Here is a 26,047-nt window from a genome sequence, read left to right as displayed (position 1 = left end):
TTTCCTGCCGGGCGGGCCGTAAATTGATTTTGCTTTCCCCGCCAGGCGGGGAGAAAGGAAGTGCACGATGGAACGCAGCTTATCGATGGAACTTGTCCGTGTAACGGAGGCAGCGGCACTCAATTCCGCCCGCTGGATGGGACGGGGACTCAAGAACGAAGCGGACGACGCAGCGACAAGCGCGATGCGAACCGTTTTTGATACGATCCCGATGCAGGGTGTTGTCGTGATCGGTGAAGGCGAGATGGACGAAGCGCCAATGCTCTACATAGGAGAAGAACTCGGCACCGGCACAGGCCCTGCTGTCGACGTTGCAGTCGATCCGCTTGAAGGGACGAACATCGTCGCGTCCGGTGGCTGGAATGCACTCGCGGTCCTTGCTGTGGCTGACCGGGGAAACCTTCTCCACGCGCCGGACATGTACATGGAAAAAATCGCAGTCGGACCGGAGGCTGTCGGTCAGGTCGATATCGATGCCCCGATCATCGATAACCTCCGCGCAGTCGCCAAGGCGAAAAACAAAGATATCGAAGACGTTGTCGCAACTGTACTGCACCGTGACCGCCACGCAAGGATTATCCAGGAAATCCGGGATGCCGGTGCACGCATCAAGCTGATCAATGACGGTGATGTCGCCGGTGCGATCAACACCGCGTTCGATGACACAGGGGTGGATATCCTGTTCGGTTCCGGCGGCGCACCGGAAGGGGTCATCTCCGCGGTCGGACTGAAATGTCTTGGCGGCGAGATCCAGGGCCGTCTCGTTCCGTCCAATGACGCTGAAATCGAACGCTGCAACAAGATGGGCCTTGAAATCGACAAAGTGCTCCGGATGGAAGACCTCGTCAAAGGGGACGATGCCATTTTCGCGGCGACCGGCGTGACGGACGGCGAGCTCCTGAAAGGCGTCCAGTTCAAAGGTGCTTACGGTTCGACACACTCCCTTGTCATGCGTGCCAAGTCAGGTACGGTTCGCTTTGTAGAAGGCCGTCACAGCCTTCAGAAAAAGCCGCACTATGTCATGGAATATTGATCATCTGTGCCCGGCGGAAACGCCGGGCATCTCCTTCTTCATCACTTCGCAACGCCTGCGGGCGGCTGCCATCCCCCAACTGAACGAAAAGAGGTGACCGCCCCATGGCGGAAGAACTCACACTGGCTGGCATGCAGGAAAAGACCCTCAAGGAACTTTACGGGCTTGCCCGTAAATTGAACATCTCCTACTACAGCAAACTGACGAAAAAAGAACTGATTTTTGCAATCCTGAAGTCTCGGGCCGAGCAGGAAGGCTATTTCTTCATGGAAGGCGTGCTTGAAATCATCCCGACGGAGGGCTACGGCTTCCTCAGGCCGATCAACTACTCGCCGAGCATGGAAGATATCTATATTTCGGCATCCCAGATCCGCCGATTCGACCTGCGAAACGGCGACAGGGTCAGCGGCAAGGTCCGTCCGCCCAAGGAAAATGAGCGCTACTATGGGCTCCTCCAGGTCGGAGCAGTCAACGGCGAAGACCCTGAAGTGGCCAAAGAGCGTGTCCACTTCCCGGCGCTGACCCCGCTTTATCCGGAACGGCAGATCAAACTCGAGACAACGCCGGACAAGCTGTCGACCCGTATCATGGACATCGTCTCGCCGGTCGGCTTCGGCCAGCGCGGCCTCATCGTCGCACAGCCGAAGGCAGGGAAAACCCAGCTCCTCAAAGAGATTGCCAATGCCATTACGGAAAACCATCCGGAGGCGGAACTGATTGTCCTCCTTGTCGATGAGCGCCCGGAAGAAGTCACTGACATCGAACGCTCCGTTGACGCGGATGTCGTCAGCTCGACGTTCGACGAGCTTCCTGACCACCATGTGCGCGTTGCAGAGCTTGTGCTCGAGCGTGCGATGCGACTGGTCGAGCACAAGCGGGACGTCATCATCCTGATGGACTCGATCACACGTCTCGCCCGTGCTTACAACCTCGTCATTCCGCCAAGCGGCAGAACGCTTTCCGGGGGAATCGACCCGGCTGCTCTCCACCGGCCGAAGCGCTTCTTCGGCGCCGCGCGCAACCTCGAGGAAGGCGGAAGCCTGACCATTCTCGCGACTGCCCTCGTGGAGACGGGCTCACGGATGGATGATGTGATTTATGAGGAATTCAAGGGGACGGGCAATATGGAACTCCATCTGGACCGCCATCTTGCCGAACGCCGGATCTTCCCGGCACTGGACATCCGCCGCTCCGGCACCAGGAAAGAGGAACTTCTTCTGCCGAAAGGGCGCCTCGACAAGCTATGGGCCATCCGACGGACATTCTCCGACACACCGGACTTTGCAGAGCGCTTCCTGAAAAAACTCCGCGGCACGAAAAGCAACGAAGAATTCTTCGAGCTGCTGAACCGGGAGATGAAGGAAAAGCGGGGCGGCAAGGGACTGCTTTGATGTCGGTTCAACCAGGAATTTATTGATTGACATCAGCCGACAGACCTTTTATTATAGGGAGCGTCCTGATCAAAGGGCCCAAATTTATCATTTGCAATGCGCCGGATTAGGTGCTATACTGTGAAGTGTAAGTTTGTGACTATCTGACAGCATATACGGCTCGCCTGTATGGTCGTGTAAGGCTGCAGTACGATAATTTAACTCTGTTCCAGATGGTTCAGGGCGAGAGGAGAAGAATTTCATGAAAACAGCCATTCATCCGGAATACAAAACAGCGAAAGTCACTTGCTCTTGCGGCAACTCTTTCGAAACTGGTTCCGTGAAAGAAGACATCAAAGTTGAAGTCTGCTCCGAGTGCCACCCATTCTACACGGGTCGCCAGAAGTTCGCTGCAGCCGACGGCCGTATCGACCGCTTCAACAAAAAATATGGCCTCAAAGAAGAAGGCCAGGAGTAATTCCTGCATCAAACCCGTCCACCGCACCTGCGGCGGGCGGGTTTTTGCTTGTCTGGATGGATTTTGACGGAGACATGCTATAACACATCGATCACCAAAAATAAAGACGGGAAATACTTCTGGAAATCGGTTAAGATGAGAAACTGGAATGCCAGGATCGGGGGATTGCCCCTGAGGTTGAAAGGGGAAAACCGGATGTTCGTTTCAATGCAGGGAGGCTGGGCAGAGGTGATTTGCGGCAGCATGTTTTCGGGAAAGTCCGAAGAGCTGATCCGCCGTGTCCGCCGCGCCCAGTTTGCCAAACAATCAATAGCGGTATTTAAGCCGGCGGTCGACGACCGGTACAGCGAGACGGCCGTCGTCAGCCATAACGGGAATGAGATTGTCGCGCTCCCGGTCGCCAAATCGGCAGATATATGGAGACATATCAATGACAATGTGGACGTGGTCGGAATCGATGAGGCCCAATTTTTTGATGAGGGGATCGTGGATACGGTTGCAGAACTTGCAAATCACGGCTACCGTGTCATCATCGCGGGACTTGACCAGGATTTCCGCGGTGAGCCGTTCGGCCCGATGCCGGAGCTGATGTCCACTGCAGAGCTTGTCACAAAATTGCAGGCAGTCTGTGCGGTCTGCGGATCACCCGCCAGCCGTACTCAGCGGCTGATCGACGGAAAGCCGGCGCATTACAATGACCCGGTCATTCTCGTCGGTGCGGAGGAGGCCTACGAGCCCCGTTGCCGTCTGCACCATGAAGTGCCGAACGGAATTTCAGTAAAAAGCCGATCCGACGCAGAAAACTGAATCGATGATGCTTGACCGATACACCCGGCCGATGACGGCCGGGTGCTTTTTGGGTTATAATGTTTGGATGAATGTAACTGGGAAAACATCAAGGGGACCCTATCAGGGTCCTGCAGATAATCTGATGATGCGGGAGGACGGATTCCCTTATGTATGAACGCCTTCAGGCGGTGGAAGACCGCTACGAGAAACTGAATGAACTGCTGAGCGACCCGGAAGTCGTTACGGACACCGATCTGCTGAGGAAATATTCCAAGGAGCAGTCGGAGATCGCCGAGACGGTCGAGGTTTACCGTGCCTACAAAAAAGCATCGGATGAGCTTTCGGATGCGAAGGAAATGCTTGAAGATAAACTGGACAACGACATGAAGGAACTGGTGAAAGAAGAAGTCTCGGGGCTGGAAACTGACATCGGAGAGATGGAGGAGAAACTGAAGCTGTTGCTCCTCCCGAAAGACCCGAACGATTCGAAGAATGTCATCATGGAAATCCGCGGAGCTGCTGGAGGAGATGAGGCCGCCTTGTTCGCCGGGGACCTGTTCCGCATGTACAGCCGATACGCAGAGTCCAGGGGATGGAAGACCGATGTGATCGACGCATCGCCGACAGGTCTCGGCGGCTTTAAGGAAATCATCTTCATGATCAGCGGAAGCGGAGCCTATTCCCGGCTGAAATTCGAGAACGGGGCACACCGCGTCCAGCGTGTGCCCGAGACAGAATCCGGGGGGCGAATCCATACATCGACCGCGACGGTTGCCTGCCTGCCCGAGGCCGAGGAAGTCGAGATCGACATCCATGACAAGGATATCCGAACCGACACATTCGCTTCCAGCGGACCGGGCGGACAGTCGGTGAATACGACCATGTCCGCGGTGCGCCTGACACACCTGCCGACCGGAATCGTTGTCTCCTGCCAGGACGAGAAATCGCAGATCAAGAACAAGGAAAAGGCCATGAAGGTCCTGCGTGCCCGGGTATATGATAAGTTCCACCGTGAAGCACAGGCGGAGTATGACGCGATACGCAAATCCGCGGTAGGGTCCGGAGACCGCTCCGAGAGGATCCGGACCTACAACTTCCCGCAAAATCGCGTGACGGACCACCGAATCGGCCTGACAATCCAAAAGCTGGACCAGATCATAAGCGGGAAGCTCGACGAAGTGATCGATGCTCTCATCATGGAAGAACAGGCCGCACGGCTGGAGTCGCTTGATGCAACGGAGTGAAACGGCATCCGCGATCCTCGCGGAAGGAAAATTGAGGTTATCAGCGGCCGGACGTGAAGCGCATGCCGCGGAGCTGCTGCTGATGCACGTGCTGGGGCTGAGCCGTACGGAACTCCTGATCAGCCTGCGCGATGAAGTCGGAGAAGATGAGCGGAAACGGTTCTTTTCCGGGATTGAAGAAGTGGCAGCGGGCGTGCCGCTCCAGTACGTGACCGGAAGGGAAATGTTTTATGGCCGCTCATTCACGGTCACACCGGATGTCCTCATTCCCCGTCCGGAGACGGAAGAGCTGGTTTCAGGCGCATTGGTCCGTGCAGCACGTCTCTGGCCCCAAGAAGGCGCTATAAGCATGGCTGACATCGGTACGGGGAGCGGCGCAATCGCCGTGACATTCAAACTGGAGCGTCCGGGTACAGAGGTTACCGCAACCGATATTTCCCCTGCTGCGCTCCGTGTCGCAATGCGTAACGCGGAGCGGTTGGGGGCAGAAGTGGCTTTCCTTGAAGGGGATATGGCAGAGCCGCTCTCAGGCAGGAAGTGGGACATCATCCTTTCCAATCCGCCGTATATCAATCCCCGGGATCGCAGGGAAATGTCCGATACGGTGACGGGCCATGAGCCGCACAGCGCGCTGTTCGCGGAGGAAAAGGGCCTTGCCCATTACAGGACGCTTGCCGCCTCGCTTCCGGCCCTGATGTCTGCCCCGGGGCTGATAGGCCTCGAAATCGGCCATGACCAGGGGCCGGCCGTCCGCGAAATGTTCCGTGCCGCTTTCCCGTATGCAACAGTTGAAGTGGTCCGGGATATCAACGGCAAGGAACGGATGGTATTCTGCCAGATTCCCGGGAAAGTCTATGGACAATAAATATTCTGGTTCGATTGAATAGATTTACGGCCTCCTGTCCACAATGCGGTCAAGGAGGTCGTTCAAAATGCTGACAGATTACAATATTAAGAGGAAAGGCAGCCGAAGGGAAATCTGGCTTGCCATCCTTCCGTTCATACAATTCATGCTCCTGCTGATTGCACTCCAATGCGCACTGATCCTGCTATCAGGAACGGCAGGTGAAGAAGCGAAGGAAGCGTTCCGTGTCAGGGTCATCGCAGACAGCAATACCGCTCAGGCCCAGCAGGTGAAGGCAGGCGTGGCGGAAGAGGTCAATCGTGTGCTCGGCCGGGCCGGACTGACGGACCCGTCCGGTATCGAAGCACTCATCCCGGAAATGACACTTGCAGCAGAAGCAGTTTCCGGCGGCGCACCTGTCCGTGTAACGGTCGGGGCTGCTTTCTTCCCTCCGAAAGTGTTGGATGGGGGAATGATCCCGCAGGCAAGGACAGATTCCCTTGTTGTGACGGTCGGCAGCGGCCGCGGAGACAATTGGTGGTGCGCACTTTTTTCGGATGTATGCGAGCCGGGAGAAGTTGCTGCCGAAGAAGAGGAAACAGAGGAGGAGCCGGTCACCTTTTTCATCGTCGAATGGCTGAAGTCGCTGTTCGGATAACGCCGGCGGAAAGGAAGAGATACCGAATGGATACGGTCATTTCACAAATCAGGGAAGAAGACGGCGAAACGCGGTTCAGTGACGCCGCTGAAATCCTGAAAAAGGGAGGACTTGTCGCATTTCCGACGGAGACCGTCTACGGGCTTGGTGCGGATGCGACCAACGAAGAGGCGGTCACGGATATTTACCGTGCCAAAGGCCGTCCTTCCGACAATCCGCTGATTGTTCACATCGGCACGGCTGCGGAAATGGAACGTTTCGCGGTGGATGTACCCGAAACGGCATGGAAATGTGCGGAGGCATTTTGGCCGGGGCCTCTTACGCTCATAGTCCGCGCAAAGCCCGGCGTTTTCGCGCCTTCCGTCACTGCGGGTCTGGATACGGTAGGCCTCCGGATGCCTGCACACCCCGTCGCATTGGGGCTGCTCAAAACGTCAGGTTTGCCGGTCGCCGCACCTAGCGCAAACACGAGCGGAAAACCGAGCCCTACCCGGGCAGAACATGTCGCGGCGGACATGGGCGGCAAAATCCCCTACATATTGGACGGCGGCCCGACAGGCATCGGCATTGAGTCGACCGTCCTCGATCTCACGTCAGAGCCGCCGGCAATCCTGCGCCCCGGCGCCGTCACGGCGGACATGCTCCGTCCAGTCATCGGTGAAGTCAATCATTCCGCAGAAGCAGCCGATGCCGGGGAAGAGGCGCCGCGCGCACCCGGCATGAAGTACACCCATTACTCACCGGACGCTCCGGTCTGGCTGATCGAACCGGAACATGAGCAGATCCGGACCGCCGTAAGCCTGCTGAAGGAGGAGGGCAAGAAAATTGCCCTTGTTGCCCCAGAGGGCTTTGGGGAAACGGGGGCAGACTGGTTCTTCCCGACAGGACGGCAAGATGATCCGGCTTCCGTTTCGGGCGAATTGTACGCATCACTCCGCGCCTGCGACGGGACCGATGCCGATATCGTCCTTGCAGCGACAGTCGATGATGCCGGAATCGGCGGTGCCGTCATGAACCGCCTGAACAAGGCAGCCGGAGGGCGCATGTTCCGCGGCTGAGCCCGTACATACACCCCTATTGTTCCGCATAAGCTGGACAGAGTCGGAACGGGGGGAATAACGGATGTGGCAGGAACCGGTTGCGGGTCTTTTGACGGCGATGGACGTGGCGGCAGTCTATACGGTCCTGCCGCTCCGCCGCAAGCGTCTGCTGCTTGCCGTATGGACAGGGCTGCTCCATATGGCTTTTCCGGTTGCGGGATTTGTGGTAGGCGGAGCTGCGGCAGAACTTATGGCAGGTCTCGGAATCTATCTGTCGGCACTGATGCTGATCTTTCTCGGTATCCACATGATGCTGAGTGAGGAAGGGGCGGATGTAAGGATGCCGCCCTATCTGCTTGCAGCGCTGCTCAGTATCGATTCCTTTTCGGTCAGCTTATCGTTTGGTATGCTTCAATTAGATATGGTCCGTTTCATTCTCAGCGCCGGCCTCAGCGCGTTTTTCCTGTCCTGTGCAGCGCTCTATGTCCGCGGGTCAGTTGCTCTTCTCGGAGGAAGGAAACTCCGGGTAGCGGGAGGCATCGGTCTTGCCGTGATGGGGATTATTCCCCTGATCGGTTGAGCGGGGAATGGACGGGCGCCAATGGCGGTGATGAGATTGAATATTCTTTTTGTATGCACAGGCAACACATGCAGGAGCCCGATGGCTGAAGCGATACTGAAAGCGGAACAGATTTCGGGCGTTTCCGTCCGCTCGGCCGGCATCTCTGCTTTTCCGGGTTCACCAGTTTCAGGTCATTCGGCAACGCTGATCCGGGAGGCGGGCTTAGAGGAGCCGGCTCCCTCCTCTCCGGCCGACCGGGAAGCTGTCGAGTGGGCGGATCTCATCCTCACGATGACGGATGCCCACAAGCGCATGCTCGAACGCTCTGTCCGGGAAGCGGCGGGCAAGACTTTCCCTCTCAATGCCTACACGGGCATGGGAGACGGGGATATTGCGGACCCTTTCGGAGGAAGCATGGAAGATTACAGGCAGACATACGAAGAGCTGCGGAAGGCGATTTCGCTTCTGGCGGATTCGCTGAGGCGTAATATGTGATGCAGTCCATTGTTGCAATGGGCTGTATTTTTATTTGTCAAATAATGATATGATGGTGTTGAAATATATCGGAAACGAGGGAAGCGGATGAAAGTAGCGATTTCTTCCGATCACGGCGGCAACCGGCTGCGCGCCGAGATCATCGATCTGATGGATGAAATGGGTATTAAATACGAAGACTTCGGACCGAAAGACGACGGGTCCGTTGATTATCCCGATTACGCGAAGCCAGTTGCGCAGCGAGTGGCGAACGGTGAATTCGACCGCGGCATCGTGATTTGCGGGACAGGCATCGGCATGTCGATCGCAGCAAACAAGGTCAAGGGCATCCGCTGTGCGCTCTGCCATGACGTGTTCAGCGCGAAGGCGACCCGGGGCCACAACGATTCCAACGTGCTTGCAATGGGCGAACGCGTGATCGGTCCGGGGCTGGCTAGGGAAATTGCCCGTACCTGGCTGGAAGGCGAATTCGAGGGCGGCCGTCACGAGCGCCGAATCGAAAAGCTGAAAGAGTTGGAGCAGTAATTCCGGTCTGAAGGGAGTTGGTCTTCTTGGATGCGCGACAATTATGGAAGCTGCAGCTGGAGGAGATCCTGGGCCAGCTGGAGGAGCAGGCGGAATTCCGGAGGGGCCGGATGTTTGTCGTCGGCTGCTCCACGTCCGAAGTGGCGGGAAGCCGGATCGGAACATCTGGTGCGATGGATATTGCGGAAATCCTCTACAGCCCGCTCCGCGAGTTTGCAGACCGGAACGGCCTCTGGCTTGCTTTTCAGGGATGTGAGCACATCAATCGCGCCGTGACACTTGAGCGTGAAGCGGCAGAAAAGTACGGGCTGGATGAAGTTTCGGTGGTTCCGGTCCAGAAGGCAGGCGGCTCGATGGCGGCCCATGCCTATCGTCAGATGGAAGACCCTGTCGTCGTTGAGGGCGTCCGGGCGCACGCGGGGATCGATATCGGCCAGACGCTCATCGGCATGCAGTTGCGCCCGGTCGCGGTCCCGCTCCGCACGACGGTGGAAAAAATCGGGGACGCGATCGTCACGGCAGCCACGACAAGGCCGAAACTGATCGGCGGAGTACGTGCCGTCTATAAGCTTGAAGAGGAAGAAATGGATGATTTCGAATTCGAATCATCACAAACAGAAGAGATGGAAGGGGAATGAAGAATGAAACTCGAACACGTGAAGTCCCAGGACCAGGCAGTATATGAAGCGATCATGGCAGAGAAAAAGCGCCAGCAAGACAACATCGAACTGATTGCCTCCGAAAACTTTGTATCCGAAGCAGTCATGGAAGCCCAGGGCTCCGTCCTGACCAACAAATACGCGGAAGGCTACCCCGGCAAGCGCTACTACGGCGGCTGCGAACATGTCGACGTCGTCGAAAACATCGCCCGTGACCGCCTGAAAGAAATCTTCGGGGCAGAGCATGCCAACGTCCAGCCGCACTCCGGCGCCCAGGCGAACATGGCTGTTTACTTCACAGTGCTCGAGCACGGCGATACGGTTCTCGGCATGAACCTGAGCCACGGCGGCCACCTCACACACGGCAGCCCGGTCAACTTCTCCGGCGTCCAGTACAACTTCGTCGAGTACGGTGTCAGCGAAGGCGACGAGACGATCGACTATGAAGATGTCCGCCAGAAAGCGCTGGAGCACAAGCCAAAGCTGATCGTGGCAGGTGCAAGTGCGTATCCGCGCGAAATCGATTTCAAGAAGTTCCGCGAAATCGCGGACGAAGTCGGTGCTTACTTCATGGTCGACATGGCGCACATCGCAGGACTTGTTGCGGCGGGCCTTCACCCGAACCCTGTGCCGCACGCACACTTCGTTACATCGACAACCCACAAAACGCTCCGCGGGCCTCGCGGCGGCATCATCCTGACGACTGAAGAGTTCGCGAAGAAGATTGACAAATCCATCTTCCCGGGACTCCAGGGCGGCCCGCTCATGCACGTCATTTCCGCAAAGGCGGTTGCATTCGGCGAAGCACTGAAGCCAGAGTTTAAGGAATACATCGGGCAGGTCGTCAAGAACGCGAAGGCGCTCGGCGAATCACTGACTGCTGAAGGCATCGACCTCGTGTCGGGCGGCACGGACAACCACCTGCTTCTTCTTAACCTCCGTTCCGTTGGTATCACGGGCAAGGTTGCCGAGCATGTGCTTGACGAAGTCGGCATCACCGTCAACAAAAACACGATTCCGTTCGACACCGAAAAGCCGTTCGTCACATCCGGCATCCGCATTGGTACTCCGGCCGTCACTTCCCGCGGCTTCAAGGAAGAAGAAATGAAGGAAATTGGCGCCATCATGGCCAAGCTCCTGAAAAACCACGAAGACGAATCCGTTAAGCAGGAAGCCAAAGAGCGCGTCGCAGCGCTCACTTCGAAATTCCCGCTTTACGAAACTAAAGAAGAAGCCGCTGCAGCAGAGCGCTGATCAGATTTGGAGCCATTTCCCGGATTCGGGGAATGGCTTTTTTTCATAGAGTCAGAGGCGTCAGGAAGGAATATGTCAACGTCTCATTCGAGTATGTAAACGTTTCGGGTTCGAGTACGAATTGCGGAAGTTCACGCACAAAAAGTTCTACGCCACCGAGTTTGCGTACGAATCCAAATAGTTCACGTGCGAAATATGTTGGGCTACGCCGTCGACTGTTTCCACCTTCACTGTGCATGAGCCCGTGCGACTGTTATAATGAACGAGGTTGAAACAGACAGCCGGGCCATCACCCGGCTTGAACAAACAGGCCGGTTTTGCCGGCACTGAACAGGAGAGTGAAACGATGGGAAAAGTGCATGTGTTCGACCACCCGCTCATCCAGCATAAGCTGACGTTCATCCGCGACGTCAATACGGGAACCAAGGAGTTCCGGGAGCTGGTCGATGAGGTCGCCACATTGATGGCTTATGAGATCACGAGGGATATGCCACTCCGGAAGACGGAAGTGGATACGCCAGTCATGAAGGCGGAATCCTATGTCCTTGCCGGCAAAAAAATCGGGATCGTACCGATTCTGCGCGCGGGACTCGGAATGGTGGAAGGGATCCTGGAACTGATTCCCACTGCAAAAGTCGGCCATATCGGGCTGTACCGCGACCCGGAAACGCTCAAGCCGGTGGAGTATTACGCCAAGCTGCCGTCCGACGTCGGCGAACGGGAATTCATTGTCGTCGACCCGATGCTTGCGACGGGCGGTTCTGCTGTTGCCGCAATCGACTCCCTGAAGTCGCGCGGCGCGACGAACATCAAATTCATGTGCCTGATCGCAGCTCCGGAAGGGGTCGAGGTGTTGGCCGATGCTCATCCCGATGTGGACATCTACATCGCGGCTCTCGATGAAAAGCTGAACGAACACGGCTATATCGTACCGGGCCTCGGAGATGCCGGTGACCGTCTGTTCGGAACGAAATAAGGTGTGTGACTGAATTGGAAAAACGGTGGAAAGTGATGACGATCTTCGGAACACGCCCGGAGGCCATCAAAATGGCGCCGCTTGTCCTTGAACTGGAAAAGCATCCCGACACGATTGAATCGATTGTCACCGTTACTGCCCAGCACCGCGAAATGCTGGATCAGGTCCTGAAAGCGTTCGACATCACGCCGGACCATGACTTGGATATCATGAAGGCACGACAGACACTCACCGATGTCGCGGCCCGGGGCCTCGAGGGTCTCGACCGCGTCATGAAGGAAGCGGATCCCGATATTGTCCTTGTCCACGGGGATACGTCGACGACCTTCATCGCGGGGCTTGCAGCGTTCTACAACCATGTCGCGGTCGGCCATGTGGAGGCAGGACTCCGCACATGGGACAAGTATTCGCCGTATCCGGAAGAAATGAACCGGCAACTGACGGGCGTCTTGGCAGACCTCCATTTTGCGCCGACTGAAAAGTCCGCCGCCAACCTCATAGCGGAAGGGAAGCCGGAAGAACGTATTGTCATCACAGGGAACACGGCGATCGATGCACTCCGGACGACGGTGCGTGACGACTACGAACATCCGCTCCTCGAATGGGCAACCGAAGGTCGCCTGATCTCATGACGGCGCACCGCAGGGAAAATCTTGGCGAGCCGATGCGTCACATGTTCCGGGCGATCCGCCGGCTGCTGGACCAGCATGAAGACACCCGGGTGATTTATCCGGTCCACCTGAACCCCGCGGTCAGGGAAGTGGCCGATGAAATCCTGGCGGGCCATCCGCGCGTCCGCCTGATCGAACCGCTCGAAGTGGTGGACTTCCACAATTTCGCGGCCCGATCCCACCTCATCCTGACCGATTCCGGCGGCATCCAGGAAGAAGCCCCGTCGCTAGGCAAGCCGGTGCTTGTCCTGCGGGATACAACGGAGCGTCCGGAAGGGATCGAGGCGGGCACGCTGAAGCTGGCAGGTACGGACGAGGAGACAATCTTCGGCCTGGCGCATGAACTCCTCAGCGACAGGGAAGCCTACAATCGCATGGCGCAGGCGTCGAACCCATATGGTGATGGTCATGCATCGGAGAGGATTGTCGATGCCCTGAAGGATTTTCTTAAGCAAAATGGCTAATAAAAACATCCGCAAAAGGCTCAATGGGCCACTTGCGGATGCCTGTCATGAATTTGTCGAATCTTTGACAAACGTAGTCGCTTGTGAATAATTTCACGGGAATCAATTGACATCAAAATACCCCTATTGTATGCTTTTTAAGGGTAAGAATGACAAGGGTTTCAGGCGTTTTGTGCGCTTGTCCACTTGCTTTGACTGCATTCTATCATACTCGCTCCGACAGTCAGAAACCGTCCGGAATACATGATGCGGAGGACCTCGAAAAATGGAGAATTTACGGCAAATCCATAATAGGCAGAAGAGGGCTCTCTTTTTTTTGCTTGCATTACTTGCCCTCGCTTGGGGATTCTCCCCATGGCCGACTGTATTTGCCGGGTTGATCCTCGGGGTCCTTTTCGGTCTGTATAACTTCTGGATCCTCACGAGGAGGATGGAACGGTTCGATCGCGCCCTGGCGCAAGGGGAGAAGGCGCCCTCATTGGGCTCCGGACTCCGCTTCGCCTCGGGCATCGCTGCCGCGGCCATCGCGGTTTCGCTGCCGGAGACATTCAATCTGATCGCTACGGTGATCGGCCTGATGATCCCGTATCTGTTCCTTTTGGCGGAGCGGATCATCTCGCAACTGAAACACCCGGATCCTGGGGGGAAAGAGAGGTGAACATTTAATGAACCACGTAAACCCCAAGTGGGAATTTCTTGGGCTGACGTTCAACCCGTCGAACATCCTCATGTTGGCGGTGACATGCCTCATAGTCTTCCTCATTGCGTTCATCTCGACCCGGAACATGAAAATGAAGCCGACAGGCATGCAGAACTTCATGGAATGGGTCATGGATTTCGTCAAGGGGATCATCAAGAGCAACATGGACTGGAAAACAGGCGGGCGGTTCCACCTGCTTGCCCTGACACTCATCATGTTCATCTTTGTAGCGAACATGCTCGGTCTTCCATTCGCCATCGCGTACGACCACGTGCTCTGGTGGAAATCTCCGACCGCGGATCCTACCATCACGATGACCCTGGCGGTCATGGTGCTCGTCCTGACGCATTACTATGGCGTCAAGATGACCGGCGTGAAGAACTATCTCCTCGGATTCACAAAGCCGCTCGCTTTCATGACGCCGCTTAAAATCATCGAGGAATTCGCGAACACGCTGACACTCGGTCTCCGTCTTTACGGAAACATCTATGCGGGTGAGATCCTCATCGGACTCCTCGCCGGCCTCGCAACTGCAGGCGTCGGCGGCTTCCTGGGTGCGATTCTCCCGGCAATGGCCTGGCAGGGCTTCTCGATCTTCATCGGGACGATCCAGGCGTTCATCTTCGTTATGTTGTCGATGGTCTACATGTCCCACAAAGTACAGACAGATCATTGATCATATAATTCCCGCTTAGCGGGCGACAAAACAAAAACAACTATTTAGGAGGAAATTATAAAATGGGTCTTCTTGCAGCAGCACTCGCAGTAGGATTGGGCGCACTTGGCGCCGGTATCGGTAACGGTCTCATCGTTTCCAAGACAGTAGAAGGTATTGCACGTCAGCCAGAGGCGCGCGGCGTCCTTCAGACGACCATGTTCATCGGGGTCGCACTCGTCGAGGCCCTTCCGATCATCGCTGTCGTTATCGCGTTCATCGTAATGAACAGATAATCATAGGGCAAAGCAAAAATGGCGAAGAGCATCTATTGAATCCCTTCGCCATTCCTTTATGTACGGATATTGAAGGCAACACCATCTGACGGGAGCCGGTCCGCCGGCTTCCCTAGTTTCCGAAGGGAGTGAGACAATCGTGTCTTTGGACCAGTTCGTATTGGCGGCATCAGCCGGCGATGGAATTTTGGATAAACTGAACACCGGTGATATCCTCGCCACGCTCTTCTTCTTCACGTTGCTCATGATTCTCCTCAAGAAATTCGCATGGGGCCCGCTTATGGGCATCATGGACCAGCGCGCCGAACTGATCGCTTCCGAAATCAACGAAGCTGAAAAGAGCCGCGCCGAATCCGCCAAGCTGCTGGAAGAGCAGCGCGCGCTCCTCAAAGAAGCGCGTACTGAAGCACAGGCGATTGTGGAGAACGCAAAGCAGCAGGGTGACGCCCAGCGTGCGGAGATCATGGAAACCGCCCGCGCGGAAGCATCCCGCCTGAAAGAAAATGCAGCGGCAGAAATCGCCAACGAAAAAGAAAAGGCCATCCAGGCCGTACGCGAAGAATTCGTCTCGATGTCCATCTTGGCCGCAGAGAAGGTTCTTGGCAAGGAAGTCTCTGAAGAGGACAACCGTGCCCTCATCGAGGAGACAATCCAGAAGGCAGGGGAAAGCCGATGAGCGAGTCCACTGTAGCCAAGCGCTATGCGCTCGCGCTGTTTGAAGTGGCCCGCGAAAAAGGGAAGACGGAAGTGATCAGCACCGAAATGGGCGAGATCCGCAAGGTATTCGCCGGGACGCGTGAGCTCCGTACGCTCCTGACTTCCCCAAAACTTTCGAACCGGGAGAAAAAGGCGCTTCTGGCCAAGCTGTTCAACGGCGCGGACCAGCTGACGCTCAATACACTGTACGTTCTCTCCGATGCAGGCCGCCTCAACGAGACGGTGAATGTCGCAAACGACTTCATCTCCCTTGTGGACGAGGCAGCCGGCATCGCGGAAGCGAAAGTGTACTCCACCCGGCCGCTCTCCGATACGGAACAGCAGGAGCTTTCCGCTGCATTCGCCGTTAAGGTCGGCAAGCAGTCGCTCCGCATTGTGAACATCGTGGATCCGTCGCTGATCGGCGGACTTCGCATCCGCATCGGTAACCGGATCTACGACAACAGCCTCAGAACAAAACTGGATCACCTCAAGCGTGATCTCGTGAATGCATAATCTTTTGAAATGAAGGGGTGACATGCATGAGCATCAAAGCTGAAGAAATCAGCGCTCTCATCAAACAGCAGATTGCGGACTACCAATCTGAGTTGGAAGTCAGCGATGTCGGCACCGTTATCACCATCGGTGACGGAATCGCACGCGCGCATGGCCTCGATAACGTCATGGCCGGTGAACTACTGGAGTTCTCCAATGGTGTCATGGGCATGGCGCAGAACCTCGAGGAAAACAACGTCGGTATCGTCATCCTTGGACCTTACACGGACATCAAGGAAGGCGACGAAGTCCGCCGCACGGGCCGGATCATGGAAGTTCCGGTCGGTGAAGAACTGATCGGCCGCGTCGTGAACCCGCTCGGCATGCCGATCGACGGACTCGGCCCGATCAACACAACAAAAACCCGCCCGATTGAAAGCCCGGCGCAAGGCGTCATGGCTCGTAAATCGGTCGATGAGCCGCTCCAGACCGGTATCAAGGCGATTGACGCACTTGTTCCGATCGGCCGCGGACAGCGTGAACTGATCATCGGTGACCGCCAGACCGGTAAAACGACTGTTGCGGTCGATACGATCATCAACCAGGCCGACCAGGACATGATCTGTGTCTACGTCGCGATCGGACAAAAAGAGTCCACGGTCCGTGCCCTTGTGGAAACTCTCCGCAAAAACGGTGCGCTCGACTACTCGATCGTCGTCTCCGCAGGCGCATCCGACCCTGCACCGCTTCTTTACCTCGCACCATACGCAGGGGTAACGATGGCTGAAGAATTCATGTTCCAGGGCAAGCACGCCCTCATCGTCTACGATGACCTGTCCAAGCAGGCTGCTGCCTACCGTGAACTTTCCCTCTTGCTCCGCCGTCCTCCGGGCCGCGAAGCTTATCCGGGTGATGTCTTCTACCTTCACTCGCGCCTTCTTGAGCGTGCAGCGAAGCTGAACGACGACCTCGGCGGCGGTTCCATCACGGCACTGCCATTCGTTGAGACACAGGCAGGGGACATCTCCGCCTACATCCCGACGAACGTGATCTCGATCACGGACGGACAGATCTTCCTTCAGTCCGACCTGTTCTTCTCGGGTGTCCGCCCGGCGATCAACGCGGGTCTTTCCGTATCGCGTGTCGGCGGTTCCGCTCAGATCAAGGCGATGAAGAAGGTTGCCGGTACGCTCCGTCTTGACCTTGCTGCCTACCGTGAACTCGAAGCGTTCGCACAGTTCGGCTCGGACCTTGACGCTGCAACAAAAGCGAAGCTCGACCGCGGTGCGCGTACGGTTGAAGTCCTGAAGCAGGACCTCAACAAGCCGATCAAAGTCGAAAAGCAGGTTGCGATCCTTTATGCGCTGACCCGCGGTCATCTCGACGACGTTCCGGTTCAGGACATCCGCCGTTTCGAAGCGGAATTCCTGAGCTGGCTCGACAGCAACCACACGAACGTTCTGGATCACATCCGCACAACTAAGGCTCTTCCTGCTGATGAAGACATGACAGCTGCGCTTGACGCATTCAAGAAGACATTCGTCCGCTCCGAAGACTGAGTTCCGGCAGATCCAATAACGAGAAGGTGGTGAACAACCGATGGCATCATTACGCGAAATCCAGAGCCGGATCAACTCCACGAAAAAGACAAGCCAGATCACGAAGGCGATGCACATGGTATCGGCTTCCAAACTGAGCAAGGCCGAGCTGAACGCCAAGTCGTTCAACCCGTATATGGAGAAGATCCAGGATGTGATCGGGGCAATCGCGGCCGGCGCACCGGACGCGACTCACCCGATGCTCGAGAGCCGGCCGGTCAAAAAGACCGCCTATCTCGTCATCACATCCGACCGGGGACTTGTCGGAGCCTATAACTCCCATGTCCTGAAGGCGGCTCTCGGCAAAATCCGTGAACGGCACACATCCAAAGATGAAGTCGTCATCCTTTCCATCGGACGCAACGGCGTTGATTTCTTTAATAAGCTTGGATACAACGTGATCCAAAGCGTCATCGGCGTTTCGGATCACCCGACCTTTGCCGAGATCAAAGACATCACGCGTGAAGCGATCGGCAAATTCATCGACGGTGAGTACGATGAGCTGTACATGTACTACAACCACTTTGTGAGTGCGATCAGCCAGGAAGTGACCGAGAAAAAGGTCCTTCCGCTGACTGACCTCTCTTCGATGAAATCGACCGCTTCCTACGAGTTCGAACCTTCCGCGGAAGCCATCCTGGAAGTGCTCCTCCCGCAATACGCGGAAAGCCTCATGTACGGCGCTCTGCTGGACGGCAAGGCTTCCGAGCACGCATCTTCGATGACCGCGATGAAGGCCGCGACTGACAACGCGAAGGAACTGATCGACGATTTGACACTTTCATTTAACCGTGCGCGCCAGGCAGCGATCACCCAGGAAATCACGGAGATCGTCGGCGGGGTCGCGGCGCTGGAATAAGCGCCGGCCCTGTCCATGCTTGGCTCCCGCAGTATACAGACAGGAGGGAACAGCATGAACCAAGGACATGTCCTCCAGGTCATGGGTCCGGTCGTCGACGTAAAGTTCGACGGCGACAACATGCCTGAGATCTACAATGCCCTTACAGTCCAGATTGCGCGCCCGAACGAAGAGGCGCAAACACTGACGCTTGAAGTTGCCCTTCACTTGGGCGACGACTCCGTCCGCACGATTGCCATGTCCTCCACGGACGGCCTTCAGCGCGGAGCGGCTGTCACCGACACAGGTTCGCCAATTTCGGTTCCTGTCGGAGACGTAACGCTCGGACGTGTATTCAACGTCCTCGGCGACACAATCGACCTTAACGAGGAAATCCCTGCATCCGAACGCCGTGACGCCATCCACCGTGATGCGCCGAAATTCGAGGAACTGACAACTGATGTTGAAATCCTTGAAACAGGCATCAAAGTCGTCGACCTTCTCGCTCCTTACATCAAGGGCGGTAAGATCGGCCTCTTCGGCGGAGCGGGCGTCGGCAAGACGGTCCTCATCCAGGAACTCATCAACAACATCGCTCAGGAGCACGGCGGGATTTCCGTCTTTGCGGGTGTCGGCGAACGTACCCGTGAAGGGAATGACCTTTACTTTGAAATGTCCGACTCCGGCGTTATCAAGAAGACGGCGATGGTCTTCGGCCAGATGAACGAGCCGCCGGGCGCACGTATGCGTGTTGCTCTGACGGGTCTGACAATGGCTGAATACTTCCGTGACGAAAAAGGCGCGGACGTACTTCTCTTCATCGACAACATCTTCCGGTTCACACAGGCCGGTTCCGAAGTATCGGCCCTTCTCGGCCGCATGCCTTCCGCGGTTGGTTACCAGCCGACGCTGGCAACCGAGATGGGTAAACTCCAGGAGCGGATCACATCCACGAACAAAGGGTCCGTCACATCGATCCAGGCGATTTATGTCCCTGCCGATGACTACACTGACCCGGCTCCTGCGACAACATTCGCCCACCTCGACGCAACGACAAACCTTGAGCGTAAGCTCTCGGAGATGGGGATTTACCCTGCGGTTGACCCGCTGGCTTCCTCTTCCCGTGCGCTTTCCCCTGAAATCGTCGGCGAAGAGCACTACGAAGTCGCGACACAAGTCCAGCAGACGCTCCAGCGCTACCGTGAGCTTCAGGACATCATCGCGATCCTCGGTATGGACGAGCTCGGCGACGAAGACAAGCTTGTCGTCGACCGTGCCCGCCGCATCCAGTTCTTCCTTTCCCAGAACTTCCACGTTGCCGAGCAGTTCACGGGCCAAAAAGGTTCTTATGTACCGGTAGCGGAAACGGTCAAAGGCTTCAAGGAAATTCTTGAAGGCCGCTATGACCACCTTCCTGAAGATGCATTCCGTCTTGTCGGACGCATCGAGGAAGTTATTGCAAAAGCGAAGGAAATGGGCGTAGAAGTCTGATTATCCTGACCAGGAGGGAAAAGCATGAGCACAATCAAAGTGAATATCGTCACTCCCGACGGTCCGGTATATGATTCGGATGCGAACATGGTCATCGCGGTCACTACGACCGGTGAACTCGGAATTCTTCCGGGTCACATCCCGATGGTCGCGCCGCTTGAAATCGGCGCCGTCCGCCTGAACAAAGACTCGTCCACCGAACGTGTGGCGGTCAGCGGCGGATTCCTGGAAGTCCGTCCGGATCAGGTCACGATCCTCGCCCAGTCCGCCGAACTTGCGGAAGACATCGACACTGCCCGCGCCATCGAGGCGAAAAAGCGTGCCGAGGCCCGTCTTCAGCAAAAGCAGGGGGACCTGGATGCCAAACGTGCAGAGTTGGCACTCAGTCGCGCGATGAACCGTTTGGACGTCGCGAAAGGCAAAATCTAACGATATCCTCACAGAGAAAAGCGGGCAGAATCGATCTGCCCGCTTTCTTTTTATTTTTTTGCTTGTTAGCGGATAATGTTGATATTTAACTGTGGAGTGAAGGGCGGCGACTCCAGCGGGAAAGGAAGTGCGGAGAGACTCCGCAGGAGGCTCGATGCCTTCCCCGCGGAAAGCGTCCGCCCGGAACGGAAAGCAACAACACTCTATAACAGAGCATTAATTTTTGGCATGAAGGACTGAGAAATCCGGATTTTTCAGAAGAACCTATTCAGAAAGGCGGTTTGCGGAGTTGGATCAATATTTTGCCTTCCAGTCTGTGACAGGGCTTATTTCCCATATCTTTTTCATCGCAGTCGCTTTTTATGCACTGCAGGCGCTCATGCCCGAAAGCTGGATCCGGAAGAACAAAGTGTTTCAGGCACAGCTCCTGTATATTCTGCTAAGTATCGCCATCGGTTCCGCTGTATCGAATTTCTTCCTGGACATATCCTATTGGTCAAGGCAGCTCCCCAGCCTTTTCGGCTGAGGGCTGTCCTTCATGGACGGGCGCGCGGAGCATCCGTTGTGGTGTGTTCCTGTCTCCGTCCATGAAGGACAGATAAGAAAAAAGACAGGAAGCTGTTTAACACAAATTTCATAGGGAATGAACAAATTAGGTATGAAGACCCGTGCCGGCCGGTGGGCGCTTACCGACACAAAAACAGAAGAATCGACGTATAGTATGACGAATGTGTAAAATTTACGCTGCTAAGTGGCCGATGACTGGCGCAAATCTTGAAACGGCGACGGAAGCATTGTAAAATGTTAATGGTTTGTGTTTTTATAGCGGACCCGCAGAATTCCTGACTGCAGGGCTTCAGAGGCGGGCCGTACCTTACGATACTACTTGAAAATCAGATCACGGAACACACGGATACGAGAGAGAAGCCGGAGGGACTTATATTGGAAAAGATTATTGTTAAGGGTGGTCAGGCGCTGAAAGGGTCGGTTCGTGTCGAAGGGGCAAAGAACGCGGTTCTTCCTGTTCTTGCCGCGGCACTCCTTTCAACTGAAGGGACGAACATCATCAAGGATGTCCCGATTCTGACGGATGTATACACCATCAATGAGGTATTGAGGAGTTTGAACGCAACGGTCGATTTCGACGCGGAGCGCAATGAAGTGCGGATTGACGCATCTGCTCCGCTGTCAAGCGAGGCACAGTTCGAATATGTGCGCAAGATGCGGGCATCCATCCTTGTCATGGGGCCACTGCTTGCACGTAACGGTTACGCGCGTGTTGCGCAGCCGGGCGGCTGTGCAATCGGGTCCCGGCCGATAGAACAGCACCTGAAGGGCTTTGAGGCGATGGGTGCCAAGATCAAGACGGGCAACGGCTACGTCGAAGCAAAAGTGGAAGGTCGCTTGAAGGGCGCCCGCATTTACATGGACTTCCCGAGCGTCGGCGCAACGGAGAATATCATGTCCGCGGCTGCGCTGGCCGAAGGGACGACCATTCTTGAAAACGCGGCGAAGGAACCGGAAATCGTCGACCTTGCGAACTATATCAATGAGATGGGTGGCCGAATCATCGGTGCCGGTACGGATACGATCCGGATCGAAGGCGTCAGGTCACTGCGCGGAGCAACCCACCACATCATTCCGGACCGGATTGAAACCGGCACGTTCATGGTTGCCGCAGCGATCACCAAGGGCGATGTCATCATCGAGAATGCGGTGCCTGAGCACAATGCCGCACTGATCGCAAAGCTTAAGGAAATGAACATCGAAATTGAAGACACCGATGCCGGCCTGCGCATCCGCGCTGATCAGCCTCTGCGTGCGGTGGATATCAAGACGATGCCATACCCTGGCTTCCCGACAGACATGCAGTCCCAGGTGATGGCGCTCATGCTGACGGCTGAAGGCACAGGAGTCCTTACGGAAACCGTATTTGAAAACCGCTTCATGCATGTGGAAGAATTCCGGCGCATGAACGCAAACGTTAAGATCGAGGGGCGTTCCGTCATCATGAACGGCCCGTCCAGCCTGCAGGGCGCCGAAGTGGCGGCCACTGACCTGCGTGCTGCTGCTGCGCTGATTCTGGCGGGGCTTGCGGCAGAAGGCATCACACGCGTGACTGAACTTATCCACCTTGATCGCGGCTATGTCGACTTCCATGGGAAGCTTGCACGTCTCGGAGCGGATATCATCCGTGTGAATGACGACGAAACAGCAGACGAAAAGGAAAAGGAACTGGTATGATTTCTTCGGGAGGGCGGCTACAGCCCTCCTGAAGATTGTGGAATGGTCTGCAAGGCCGGCTGCCACACCGCCAATGCATTCATCTTATCCTTATCTATCTATAAGCAAAGCGGACCGGCTGTGAGCCGGTCCGCTTTTTCATATCTCTTCTTTCCGGCACATAGAATCGGGTATGAAAAAAATAATTGCACTCGGACTGATCATCTTCTTGTTTTGCATGCCGATTCTGTTGAAAAAAACTGAAGGTATGGCGGGGGACAAGCTTCCCGCGGCAACTGCGCCGATAGAAGTCGCTGTCACGGAAGAAGGAGCGGGGTGCCAAGTTTTCCTGACAGTAGAGGGAGAGCCTGAACCGGTCCCGCTTGAGGAGTACGTAGTCGGCGTGGTTTCGGGCGAGATGCCGACCGGCTTCAGCAAGGAAGCACTGAAGGCGCAGGCTATTGCTGCCCGCACGTACGCCCTGCGAGTAACGTCCGGCGGCAAGCAACCGATTGGCAAAGACACCGCACACCAGGTGTATAAGCCTGAGGCGGAGCGGAAAAAAGAGTGGGACAAGGCCTATTCGGATAACGAGCGGAAAGTGAGGGAAGCGGTGACCGAGACGGAAGGCAAAGTGCTGATCCATGAAGGTGAGCTCATCTCTGCCATGTTCCACTCCACCAGCAACGGAAAGACTGAAACGGCGAAAAATTACGGAGGCACTGATATTCCGTATCTTCAGAGTGTTGAAAGCCCAGAGGATGCCAAGGTATCTCCAAGATTTGAGGATTCGGAGACCTTCACACTCAGCCAATGGAACAAGAAGCTCGGGGGAGATTGGAATGCGGCCAAATTCGGGACGCTCCGTCTGAAGCGGAACGAGACCGGACGTGTTCAGCAGGCGGAGGCGAACGGATTTACGATGGAAGGACGGGAGATGCGGGAAAAGCTGGGACTCCGCTCCACGGACTTTGACATCGCATTCGATCCGGTCAAGAAAATCGTTCATGTTTTTACGAAAGGGTACGGCCATGGTGTCGGCATGAGCCAATACGGGGCAGAAGCCTACGCGCGCGAAGGGTGGCCTGCTGAAAAGATTTTATTCCACTATTATGAGGGAACAACAATAAAAAAATTGGAAGCGGACGATCCGGAGTGTTTAAAATCCCCTTAACCTGCCAACAATGCGGTTGAGGTGATGATAATGAGAGAAGAGAAACCGAATAATCCTTCTCAGAAGAACAAGAATCGCAAAAGCTGGTTGTGGCCGGCCATCTATTCAGGATTCGCGGTCTTATTCGTAGGGATGGTCTGGACCTATCAGGCAGTAACGAATGACGATGCAGGTGAAAAAGCTGAAGTATCACAATCCGGTCCCGCAGGTGGAGGCGGAAACGTCACTGTGGAAACCAATGCCTCGAACGAAACCATGAAATTCCCGTTCGATGAAGCGCTTCTCGATGGCGTATCTGTTATTCAGGAATACTATGACATGGAAGCAGATTCAGAGCAGCGAGAGAAAGCTCTTCTCGTCTTTAGTCAGACGTATGTGACAAACAGCGGCGTGTCACTCTCGAACGGTGATGAGCCGTTCGAGGTGAAGGCAGTGCTGAGCGGCACGGTGGAAGACGTGGTTGTCGACGAATTCATGGGCAACAAGGTGACCATCAAGCATGCTGATGGCCTGGAGACGACTTATGGCTCGGTCACGGGCATTCAAGTGGAAAAGGGCGACCAGGTTGCCCAGGGTGAGACGATCGCCACTACTGCCGCCAACGAGTGGAACCCGACGGCAGGCAATCACCTGCTCTTCGAAGTGAAAAAAGATGGTGTCGCGGTGAATCCGGGGAATTACCTGGCATTCTGATCTCAGCCGGGCAGCCGACCAAGTGTCGTGCTGCCCGGTTTTTAATGTTTTGGGGATCCGGTGAGGGGGGGACGTTAACAAAGTATATTGAGACGTTGCTAAAGAAGCGTTGCAAACGACAATCCTCCCGAACAGTGCGGTCACCGCCTTTCTTCCCAAAGACGATTTTCCTTCATCCGGTCTGAATCCCCGATTGGCGGCATATGTTGTGAAAAGCGTTCCTACATGAGGAAAGGAAGAGAACGTGCACGAACATATCCGGCGCCGATGCCTGAAGTTGGGGGAATTGCTGCTGGAGACGAGGGCGACCGTCCGGGCGCTTGCCCGATCGACGGGATATTCCAAAAGCACCGTCCACAAGGATCTGACGGAGCGGCTCCCGAACGTGGATGGGGAGCTGGCACGTGAAGTCGCGGAGGTGCTCGCCTATCACAAGGCGATCCGGCACCTGCGCGGAGGCGAGGCGACGCGCGACAAGTGGCGCCGCACCCGCACCGGGTCGGAAGGGTGCAAGGAACCGGCGGCCCCGAAATCCTGAAAAAGCGGTCCGCGTCCGGCATTCTGCCGGACCGACGGGGCGCTTTTTTCATGGGAGAGCAGCCGTGATTCCCATATGTTCATTGTCCGGCTGCTATGATAAAATGGGACAAGACAGAAAAACGTATGGGAGACGGACGAAGGGAGCACGGATATGTTCTACAGGGATATCGGAATCGACCTCGGCACGTCGAACACGCTGATTCACGTGAAGGGGAGCGGCGTCGTGCTGAACGAGCCTTCGGTCGTCGCGATTGATCCGAAAACAAAACAGGTGCTGGCTGTAGGGGACGAGGCATACCGGATGCTCGGACGTGCGCCGGGGACCATCCAGACCATCCGTCCGCTGAAAGACGGCGTCATCGCCGATTTTGATATGACCGAAGCCATGCTGACCAAGTTTATTGACCGTCTCGGTGTAAAAGGATTTCTCCGAAAACCGAGAATTCTGATCTGCTGCCCGGTCGAGGTGACCGCTGTCGAGCAGAAAGCGATCCAGGATGCTGCGCTTAAGGCTGGTGCCCGCAGTGTATACATAGAAGAAGAGCCGAAGGTTGCCGCAATCGGCGCCGGTATGGATATCTTCCAGCCGAGTGGCAATATGATCATTGACATCGGCGGAGGCACGACCGACATTGCGGTCCTGTCGATGGGGGGGATCGTCACAAGCCAGTCCGTCAAAATCGGAGGATACACGTTTGATGCGGACATACTGCAGTACATCAAGAAACATGAGCAGCTGCTGATCGGGGAACGGACAGCGGAGCTGATCAAACAAGAGATCGGGACGGCGCTTCCGGGTGCGGAAAAGAAGACGATCGACATTCGCGGCAGGGATCTCGTCAGCGGCCTTCCCCGTGCCGTTACAGTGGATTCCGACAAAGTAGCCGGTGCCATAAGGGAATCTGTCATGGCGATCGTCCAGGGAGCCAGGAACGTGCTGGAAAAGACACCTCCGGAGCTTTCGGCGGACATCATCGACCGGGGCATCATCCTGACGGGCGGAGGCGCGCTTCTTGACGGAATTGACGGCCTGCTGTCTGAACAGGTGAAGGTGCCTGTCTATCTGGCAGACGATCCGCTTGGATGTGTAGTGACGGGGACAGGCATCATGCTGGACCGTCAGCGGCCGGTATTCGTCAAACGCTAAATCAATGCAC

At 56.0% G+C, this 26,047-nt stretch carries 29 protein-coding genes and 1 pseudogene; all 30 read left to right on the top strand.

All coding sequences use genetic code 11. The annotated features are described in order from the left end of the window. Positions 1–67 precede the first annotated feature (67 nt). The 30 genes and pseudogenes from glpX to mreB all read left to right on the top strand — a co-directional run bounded on the left by glpX (position 68) and on the right by mreB (position 26,037). Entirely contained in the window at positions 68–1,033 is a 966-nt protein-coding gene (gene glpX, locus DZC51_RS03790) for a class II fructose-bisphosphatase (protein ID WP_063179936.1), read from the top strand. 104 nt (positions 1,034–1,137) lie between these two features. Then, positions 1,138–2,424, top strand: coding sequence for a transcription termination factor Rho (rho, locus tag DZC51_RS03785; protein WP_157294041.1), 1,287 nt, complete (start codon positions 1,138–1,140; stop codon positions 2,422–2,424). A gap of 241 nt (positions 2,425–2,665) precedes the next feature. After that, entirely contained in the window at positions 2,666–2,881 is a 216-nt protein-coding gene (gene rpmE / locus DZC51_RS03780; protein ID WP_063179932.1) for a 50S ribosomal protein L31, read from the top strand. Positions 2,882–3,076: 195 nt separating this feature from the next. Then, the gene (locus tag DZC51_RS03775) at positions 3,077–3,688 is read left to right on the top strand and encodes a thymidine kinase (RefSeq protein WP_157294040.1); all 612 of its coding nucleotides are present in this window, start codon (positions 3,077–3,079) and stop codon (positions 3,686–3,688) included. A gap of 149 nt (positions 3,689–3,837) precedes the next feature. Beyond that, positions 3,838–4,914 carry a peptide chain release factor 1 gene (gene prfA, locus DZC51_RS03770; RefSeq protein ID WP_157294039.1) on the top strand — a complete coding sequence of 359 codons (1,077 nt, stop codon included), beginning with the start codon at positions 3,838–3,840 and terminating at the stop codon, positions 4,912–4,914. Continuing rightward, entirely contained in the window at positions 4,901–5,779 is an 879-nt protein-coding gene (gene prmC / locus DZC51_RS03765; protein ID WP_157294038.1) for a peptide chain release factor N(5)-glutamine methyltransferase, read from the top strand. Before prfA ends, prmC begins: the two co-directional genes overlap by 14 nt. 67 nt (positions 5,780–5,846) lie before the next feature. After that, the gene (locus tag DZC51_RS03760) at positions 5,847–6,416 is read left to right on the top strand and encodes a stage II sporulation protein R (protein WP_157294037.1); all 570 of its coding nucleotides are present in this window, start codon (positions 5,847–5,849) and stop codon (positions 6,414–6,416) included. Positions 6,417–6,442: 26 nt separating this feature from the next. After that, the gene (locus tag DZC51_RS03755) at positions 6,443–7,474 is read left to right on the top strand and encodes an L-threonylcarbamoyladenylate synthase (protein ID WP_157294036.1); all 1,032 of its coding nucleotides are present in this window, start codon (positions 6,443–6,445) and stop codon (positions 7,472–7,474) included. Positions 7,475–7,538: 64 nt separating this feature from the next. Next, the gene (locus DZC51_RS03750) at positions 7,539–8,036 is read left to right on the top strand and encodes a manganese efflux pump (protein WP_157294035.1); all 498 of its coding nucleotides are present in this window, start codon (positions 7,539–7,541) and stop codon (positions 8,034–8,036) included. Between the two features lie 21 nt (positions 8,037–8,057). Further along, positions 8,058–8,513 carry a low molecular weight protein arginine phosphatase gene (locus DZC51_RS03745; RefSeq protein WP_198304050.1) on the top strand — a complete coding sequence of 152 codons (456 nt, stop codon included), beginning with the start codon at positions 8,058–8,060 and terminating at the stop codon, positions 8,511–8,513. An 87-nt stretch (positions 8,514–8,600) separates the two neighbouring features. Continuing rightward, positions 8,601–9,038: a ribose 5-phosphate isomerase B gene (gene rpiB / locus DZC51_RS03740; RefSeq protein ID WP_157294034.1), complete on the top strand. Its 438-nt coding sequence runs from the start codon at positions 8,601–8,603 to the stop codon at positions 9,036–9,038. A gap of 26 nt (positions 9,039–9,064) precedes the next feature. Continuing rightward, positions 9,065–9,676 (top strand): TIGR01440 family protein, encoded by a 612-nt coding sequence (locus tag DZC51_RS03735; RefSeq protein WP_157294033.1) that lies wholly within the window; start codon positions 9,065–9,067, stop codon positions 9,674–9,676. A 3-nt stretch (positions 9,677–9,679) separates the two neighbouring features. Beyond that, on the top strand, positions 9,680–10,951 hold the full coding sequence (locus DZC51_RS03730) for a serine hydroxymethyltransferase (RefSeq protein WP_157294032.1): 1,272 nt from the start codon (positions 9,680–9,682) through the stop codon (positions 10,949–10,951). A 346-nt stretch (positions 10,952–11,297) separates the two neighbouring features. After that, positions 11,298–11,927, top strand: a complete 630-nt coding sequence (gene upp, locus DZC51_RS03725) for a uracil phosphoribosyltransferase (RefSeq protein ID WP_157294031.1) — start codon at positions 11,298–11,300, stop codon at positions 11,925–11,927. Positions 11,928–11,941: 14 nt separating this feature from the next. Continuing rightward, positions 11,942–13,062 (top strand): annotated as a pseudogene (gene wecB, locus DZC51_RS03720) (non-hydrolyzing UDP-N-acetylglucosamine 2-epimerase). A gap of 265 nt (positions 13,063–13,327) precedes the next feature. Further along, complete coding sequence (locus DZC51_RS03715) at positions 13,328–13,720, top strand: ATP synthase subunit I (RefSeq protein ID WP_157294030.1); 393 nt, start codon at positions 13,328–13,330, stop codon at positions 13,718–13,720. Between the two features lie 7 nt (positions 13,721–13,727). Next, complete coding sequence (atpB, locus tag DZC51_RS03710; protein WP_157294029.1) at positions 13,728–14,438, top strand: F0F1 ATP synthase subunit A; 711 nt, start codon at positions 13,728–13,730, stop codon at positions 14,436–14,438. Positions 14,439–14,500: 62 nt separating this feature from the next. Further along, the gene (gene atpE / locus DZC51_RS03705) at positions 14,501–14,713 is read left to right on the top strand and encodes a F0F1 ATP synthase subunit C (protein ID WP_008296656.1); all 213 of its coding nucleotides are present in this window, start codon (positions 14,501–14,503) and stop codon (positions 14,711–14,713) included. Positions 14,714–14,852: 139 nt separating this feature from the next. Beyond that, positions 14,853–15,389 carry a F0F1 ATP synthase subunit B gene (gene atpF / locus DZC51_RS03700; RefSeq protein ID WP_198304049.1) on the top strand — a complete coding sequence of 179 codons (537 nt, stop codon included), beginning with the start codon at positions 14,853–14,855 and terminating at the stop codon, positions 15,387–15,389. Further along, positions 15,386–15,925: a F0F1 ATP synthase subunit delta gene (locus DZC51_RS03695; protein ID WP_157294028.1), complete on the top strand. Its 540-nt coding sequence runs from the start codon at positions 15,386–15,388 to the stop codon at positions 15,923–15,925. The genes atpF and DZC51_RS03695 overlap by 4 nt, the downstream gene beginning before the upstream one ends. Positions 15,926–15,951: 26 nt before the next feature. Continuing rightward, on the top strand, positions 15,952–17,463 hold the full coding sequence (gene atpA / locus DZC51_RS03690; protein ID WP_092054498.1) for a F0F1 ATP synthase subunit alpha: 1,512 nt from the start codon (positions 15,952–15,954) through the stop codon (positions 17,461–17,463). Positions 17,464–17,503: 40 nt separating this feature from the next. Then, the gene (atpG, locus tag DZC51_RS03685; protein ID WP_157294027.1) at positions 17,504–18,361 is read left to right on the top strand and encodes an ATP synthase F1 subunit gamma; all 858 of its coding nucleotides are present in this window, start codon (positions 17,504–17,506) and stop codon (positions 18,359–18,361) included. A 54-nt stretch (positions 18,362–18,415) separates the two neighbouring features. Further along, positions 18,416–19,831, top strand: coding sequence for a F0F1 ATP synthase subunit beta (gene atpD, locus DZC51_RS03680; RefSeq protein ID WP_157294026.1), 1,416 nt, complete (start codon positions 18,416–18,418; stop codon positions 19,829–19,831). A 24-nt stretch (positions 19,832–19,855) separates the two neighbouring features. After that, entirely contained in the window at positions 19,856–20,260 is a 405-nt protein-coding gene (locus tag DZC51_RS03675; RefSeq protein ID WP_157294025.1) for a F0F1 ATP synthase subunit epsilon, read from the top strand. A 289-nt stretch (positions 20,261–20,549) separates the two neighbouring features. Then, entirely contained in the window at positions 20,550–20,786 is a 237-nt protein-coding gene (locus tag DZC51_RS03670; RefSeq protein WP_092054486.1) for a DUF1146 family protein, read from the top strand. Between the two features lie 416 nt (positions 20,787–21,202). Next, the gene (gene murA, locus DZC51_RS03665) at positions 21,203–22,504 is read left to right on the top strand and encodes a UDP-N-acetylglucosamine 1-carboxyvinyltransferase (protein WP_157294024.1); all 1,302 of its coding nucleotides are present in this window, start codon (positions 21,203–21,205) and stop codon (positions 22,502–22,504) included. A gap of 229 nt (positions 22,505–22,733) precedes the next feature. Continuing rightward, complete coding sequence (gene spoIID / locus DZC51_RS03660) at positions 22,734–23,657, top strand: stage II sporulation protein D (RefSeq protein WP_232524049.1); 924 nt, start codon at positions 22,734–22,736, stop codon at positions 23,655–23,657. Between the two features lie 30 nt (positions 23,658–23,687). Further along, positions 23,688–24,350 (top strand): M23 family metallopeptidase, encoded by a 663-nt coding sequence (locus DZC51_RS03655; protein ID WP_157294022.1) that lies wholly within the window; start codon positions 23,688–23,690, stop codon positions 24,348–24,350. A gap of 244 nt (positions 24,351–24,594) precedes the next feature. Beyond that, positions 24,595–24,888, top strand: a complete 294-nt coding sequence (locus DZC51_RS03650; RefSeq protein WP_157294021.1) for a sporulation transcriptional regulator SpoIIID — start codon at positions 24,595–24,597, stop codon at positions 24,886–24,888. Between the two features lie 153 nt (positions 24,889–25,041). Beyond that, the gene (gene mreB, locus DZC51_RS03645) at positions 25,042–26,037 is read left to right on the top strand and encodes a rod shape-determining protein (RefSeq protein ID WP_157294020.1); all 996 of its coding nucleotides are present in this window, start codon (positions 25,042–25,044) and stop codon (positions 26,035–26,037) included. Positions 26,038–26,047 lie beyond the last annotated feature (10 nt).

The sequence above is a fragment of the Bhargavaea sp. CC-171006 genome (genome assembly GCF_009761675.1).
Taxonomy (GTDB): Bacteria; Bacillota; Bacilli; order Bacillales_A; family Planococcaceae; genus Bhargavaea; species Bhargavaea changchunensis.
Note: the sequence above shows the minus strand (reverse complement) of the source record. Positions and strands in the feature narration are given on the sequence as shown.

What these genes read in the sequence shown, in the direction of transcription:
- glpX (WP_063179936.1), top strand. Translation starts at nt 68, where the DNA reads ATGGAACGCAGCTTATCGATGGAACTTGTCCGTGTAACGGAGGCAGCG.
- rho (WP_157294041.1), top strand. Translation starts at nt 1,138, where the DNA reads ATGGCGGAAGAACTCACACTGGCTGGCATGCAGGAAAAGACCCTCAAG.
- rpmE (WP_063179932.1), top strand. Translation starts at nt 2,666, where the DNA reads ATGAAAACAGCCATTCATCCGGAATACAAAACAGCGAAAGTCACTTGC.
- DZC51_RS03775 (WP_157294040.1), top strand. Translation starts at nt 3,077, where the DNA reads ATGTTCGTTTCAATGCAGGGAGGCTGGGCAGAGGTGATTTGCGGCAGC.
- prfA (WP_157294039.1), top strand. Translation starts at nt 3,838, where the DNA reads ATGTATGAACGCCTTCAGGCGGTGGAAGACCGCTACGAGAAACTGAAT.
- prmC (WP_157294038.1), top strand. Translation starts at nt 4,901, where the DNA reads ATGCAACGGAGTGAAACGGCATCCGCGATCCTCGCGGAAGGAAAATTG.
- DZC51_RS03760 (WP_157294037.1), top strand. Translation starts at nt 5,847, where the DNA reads ATGCTGACAGATTACAATATTAAGAGGAAAGGCAGCCGAAGGGAAATC.
- DZC51_RS03755 (WP_157294036.1), top strand. Translation starts at nt 6,443, where the DNA reads ATGGATACGGTCATTTCACAAATCAGGGAAGAAGACGGCGAAACGCGG.
- DZC51_RS03750 (WP_157294035.1), top strand. Translation starts at nt 7,539, where the DNA reads ATGTGGCAGGAACCGGTTGCGGGTCTTTTGACGGCGATGGACGTGGCG.
- DZC51_RS03745 (WP_198304050.1), top strand. Translation starts at nt 8,058, where the DNA reads ATGGCGGTGATGAGATTGAATATTCTTTTTGTATGCACAGGCAACACA.
- rpiB (WP_157294034.1), top strand. Translation starts at nt 8,601, where the DNA reads ATGAAAGTAGCGATTTCTTCCGATCACGGCGGCAACCGGCTGCGCGCC.
- DZC51_RS03730 (WP_157294032.1), top strand. Translation starts at nt 9,680, where the DNA reads ATGAAACTCGAACACGTGAAGTCCCAGGACCAGGCAGTATATGAAGCG.
- upp (WP_157294031.1), top strand. Translation starts at nt 11,298, where the DNA reads ATGGGAAAAGTGCATGTGTTCGACCACCCGCTCATCCAGCATAAGCTG.
- DZC51_RS03715 (WP_157294030.1), top strand. Translation starts at nt 13,328, where the DNA reads ATGGAGAATTTACGGCAAATCCATAATAGGCAGAAGAGGGCTCTCTTT.
- atpB (WP_157294029.1), top strand. Translation starts at nt 13,728, where the DNA reads ATGAACCACGTAAACCCCAAGTGGGAATTTCTTGGGCTGACGTTCAAC.
- atpE (WP_008296656.1), top strand. Translation starts at nt 14,501, where the DNA reads ATGGGTCTTCTTGCAGCAGCACTCGCAGTAGGATTGGGCGCACTTGGC.
- DZC51_RS03695 (WP_157294028.1), top strand. Translation starts at nt 15,386, where the DNA reads ATGAGCGAGTCCACTGTAGCCAAGCGCTATGCGCTCGCGCTGTTTGAA.
- atpA (WP_092054498.1), top strand. Translation starts at nt 15,952, where the DNA reads ATGAGCATCAAAGCTGAAGAAATCAGCGCTCTCATCAAACAGCAGATT.
- atpG (WP_157294027.1), top strand. Translation starts at nt 17,504, where the DNA reads ATGGCATCATTACGCGAAATCCAGAGCCGGATCAACTCCACGAAAAAG.
- atpD (WP_157294026.1), top strand. Translation starts at nt 18,416, where the DNA reads ATGAACCAAGGACATGTCCTCCAGGTCATGGGTCCGGTCGTCGACGTA.
- DZC51_RS03675 (WP_157294025.1), top strand. Translation starts at nt 19,856, where the DNA reads ATGAGCACAATCAAAGTGAATATCGTCACTCCCGACGGTCCGGTATAT.
- DZC51_RS03655 (WP_157294022.1), top strand. Translation starts at nt 23,688, where the DNA reads ATGAGAGAAGAGAAACCGAATAATCCTTCTCAGAAGAACAAGAATCGC.
- mreB (WP_157294020.1), top strand. Translation starts at nt 25,042, where the DNA reads ATGTTCTACAGGGATATCGGAATCGACCTCGGCACGTCGAACACGCTG.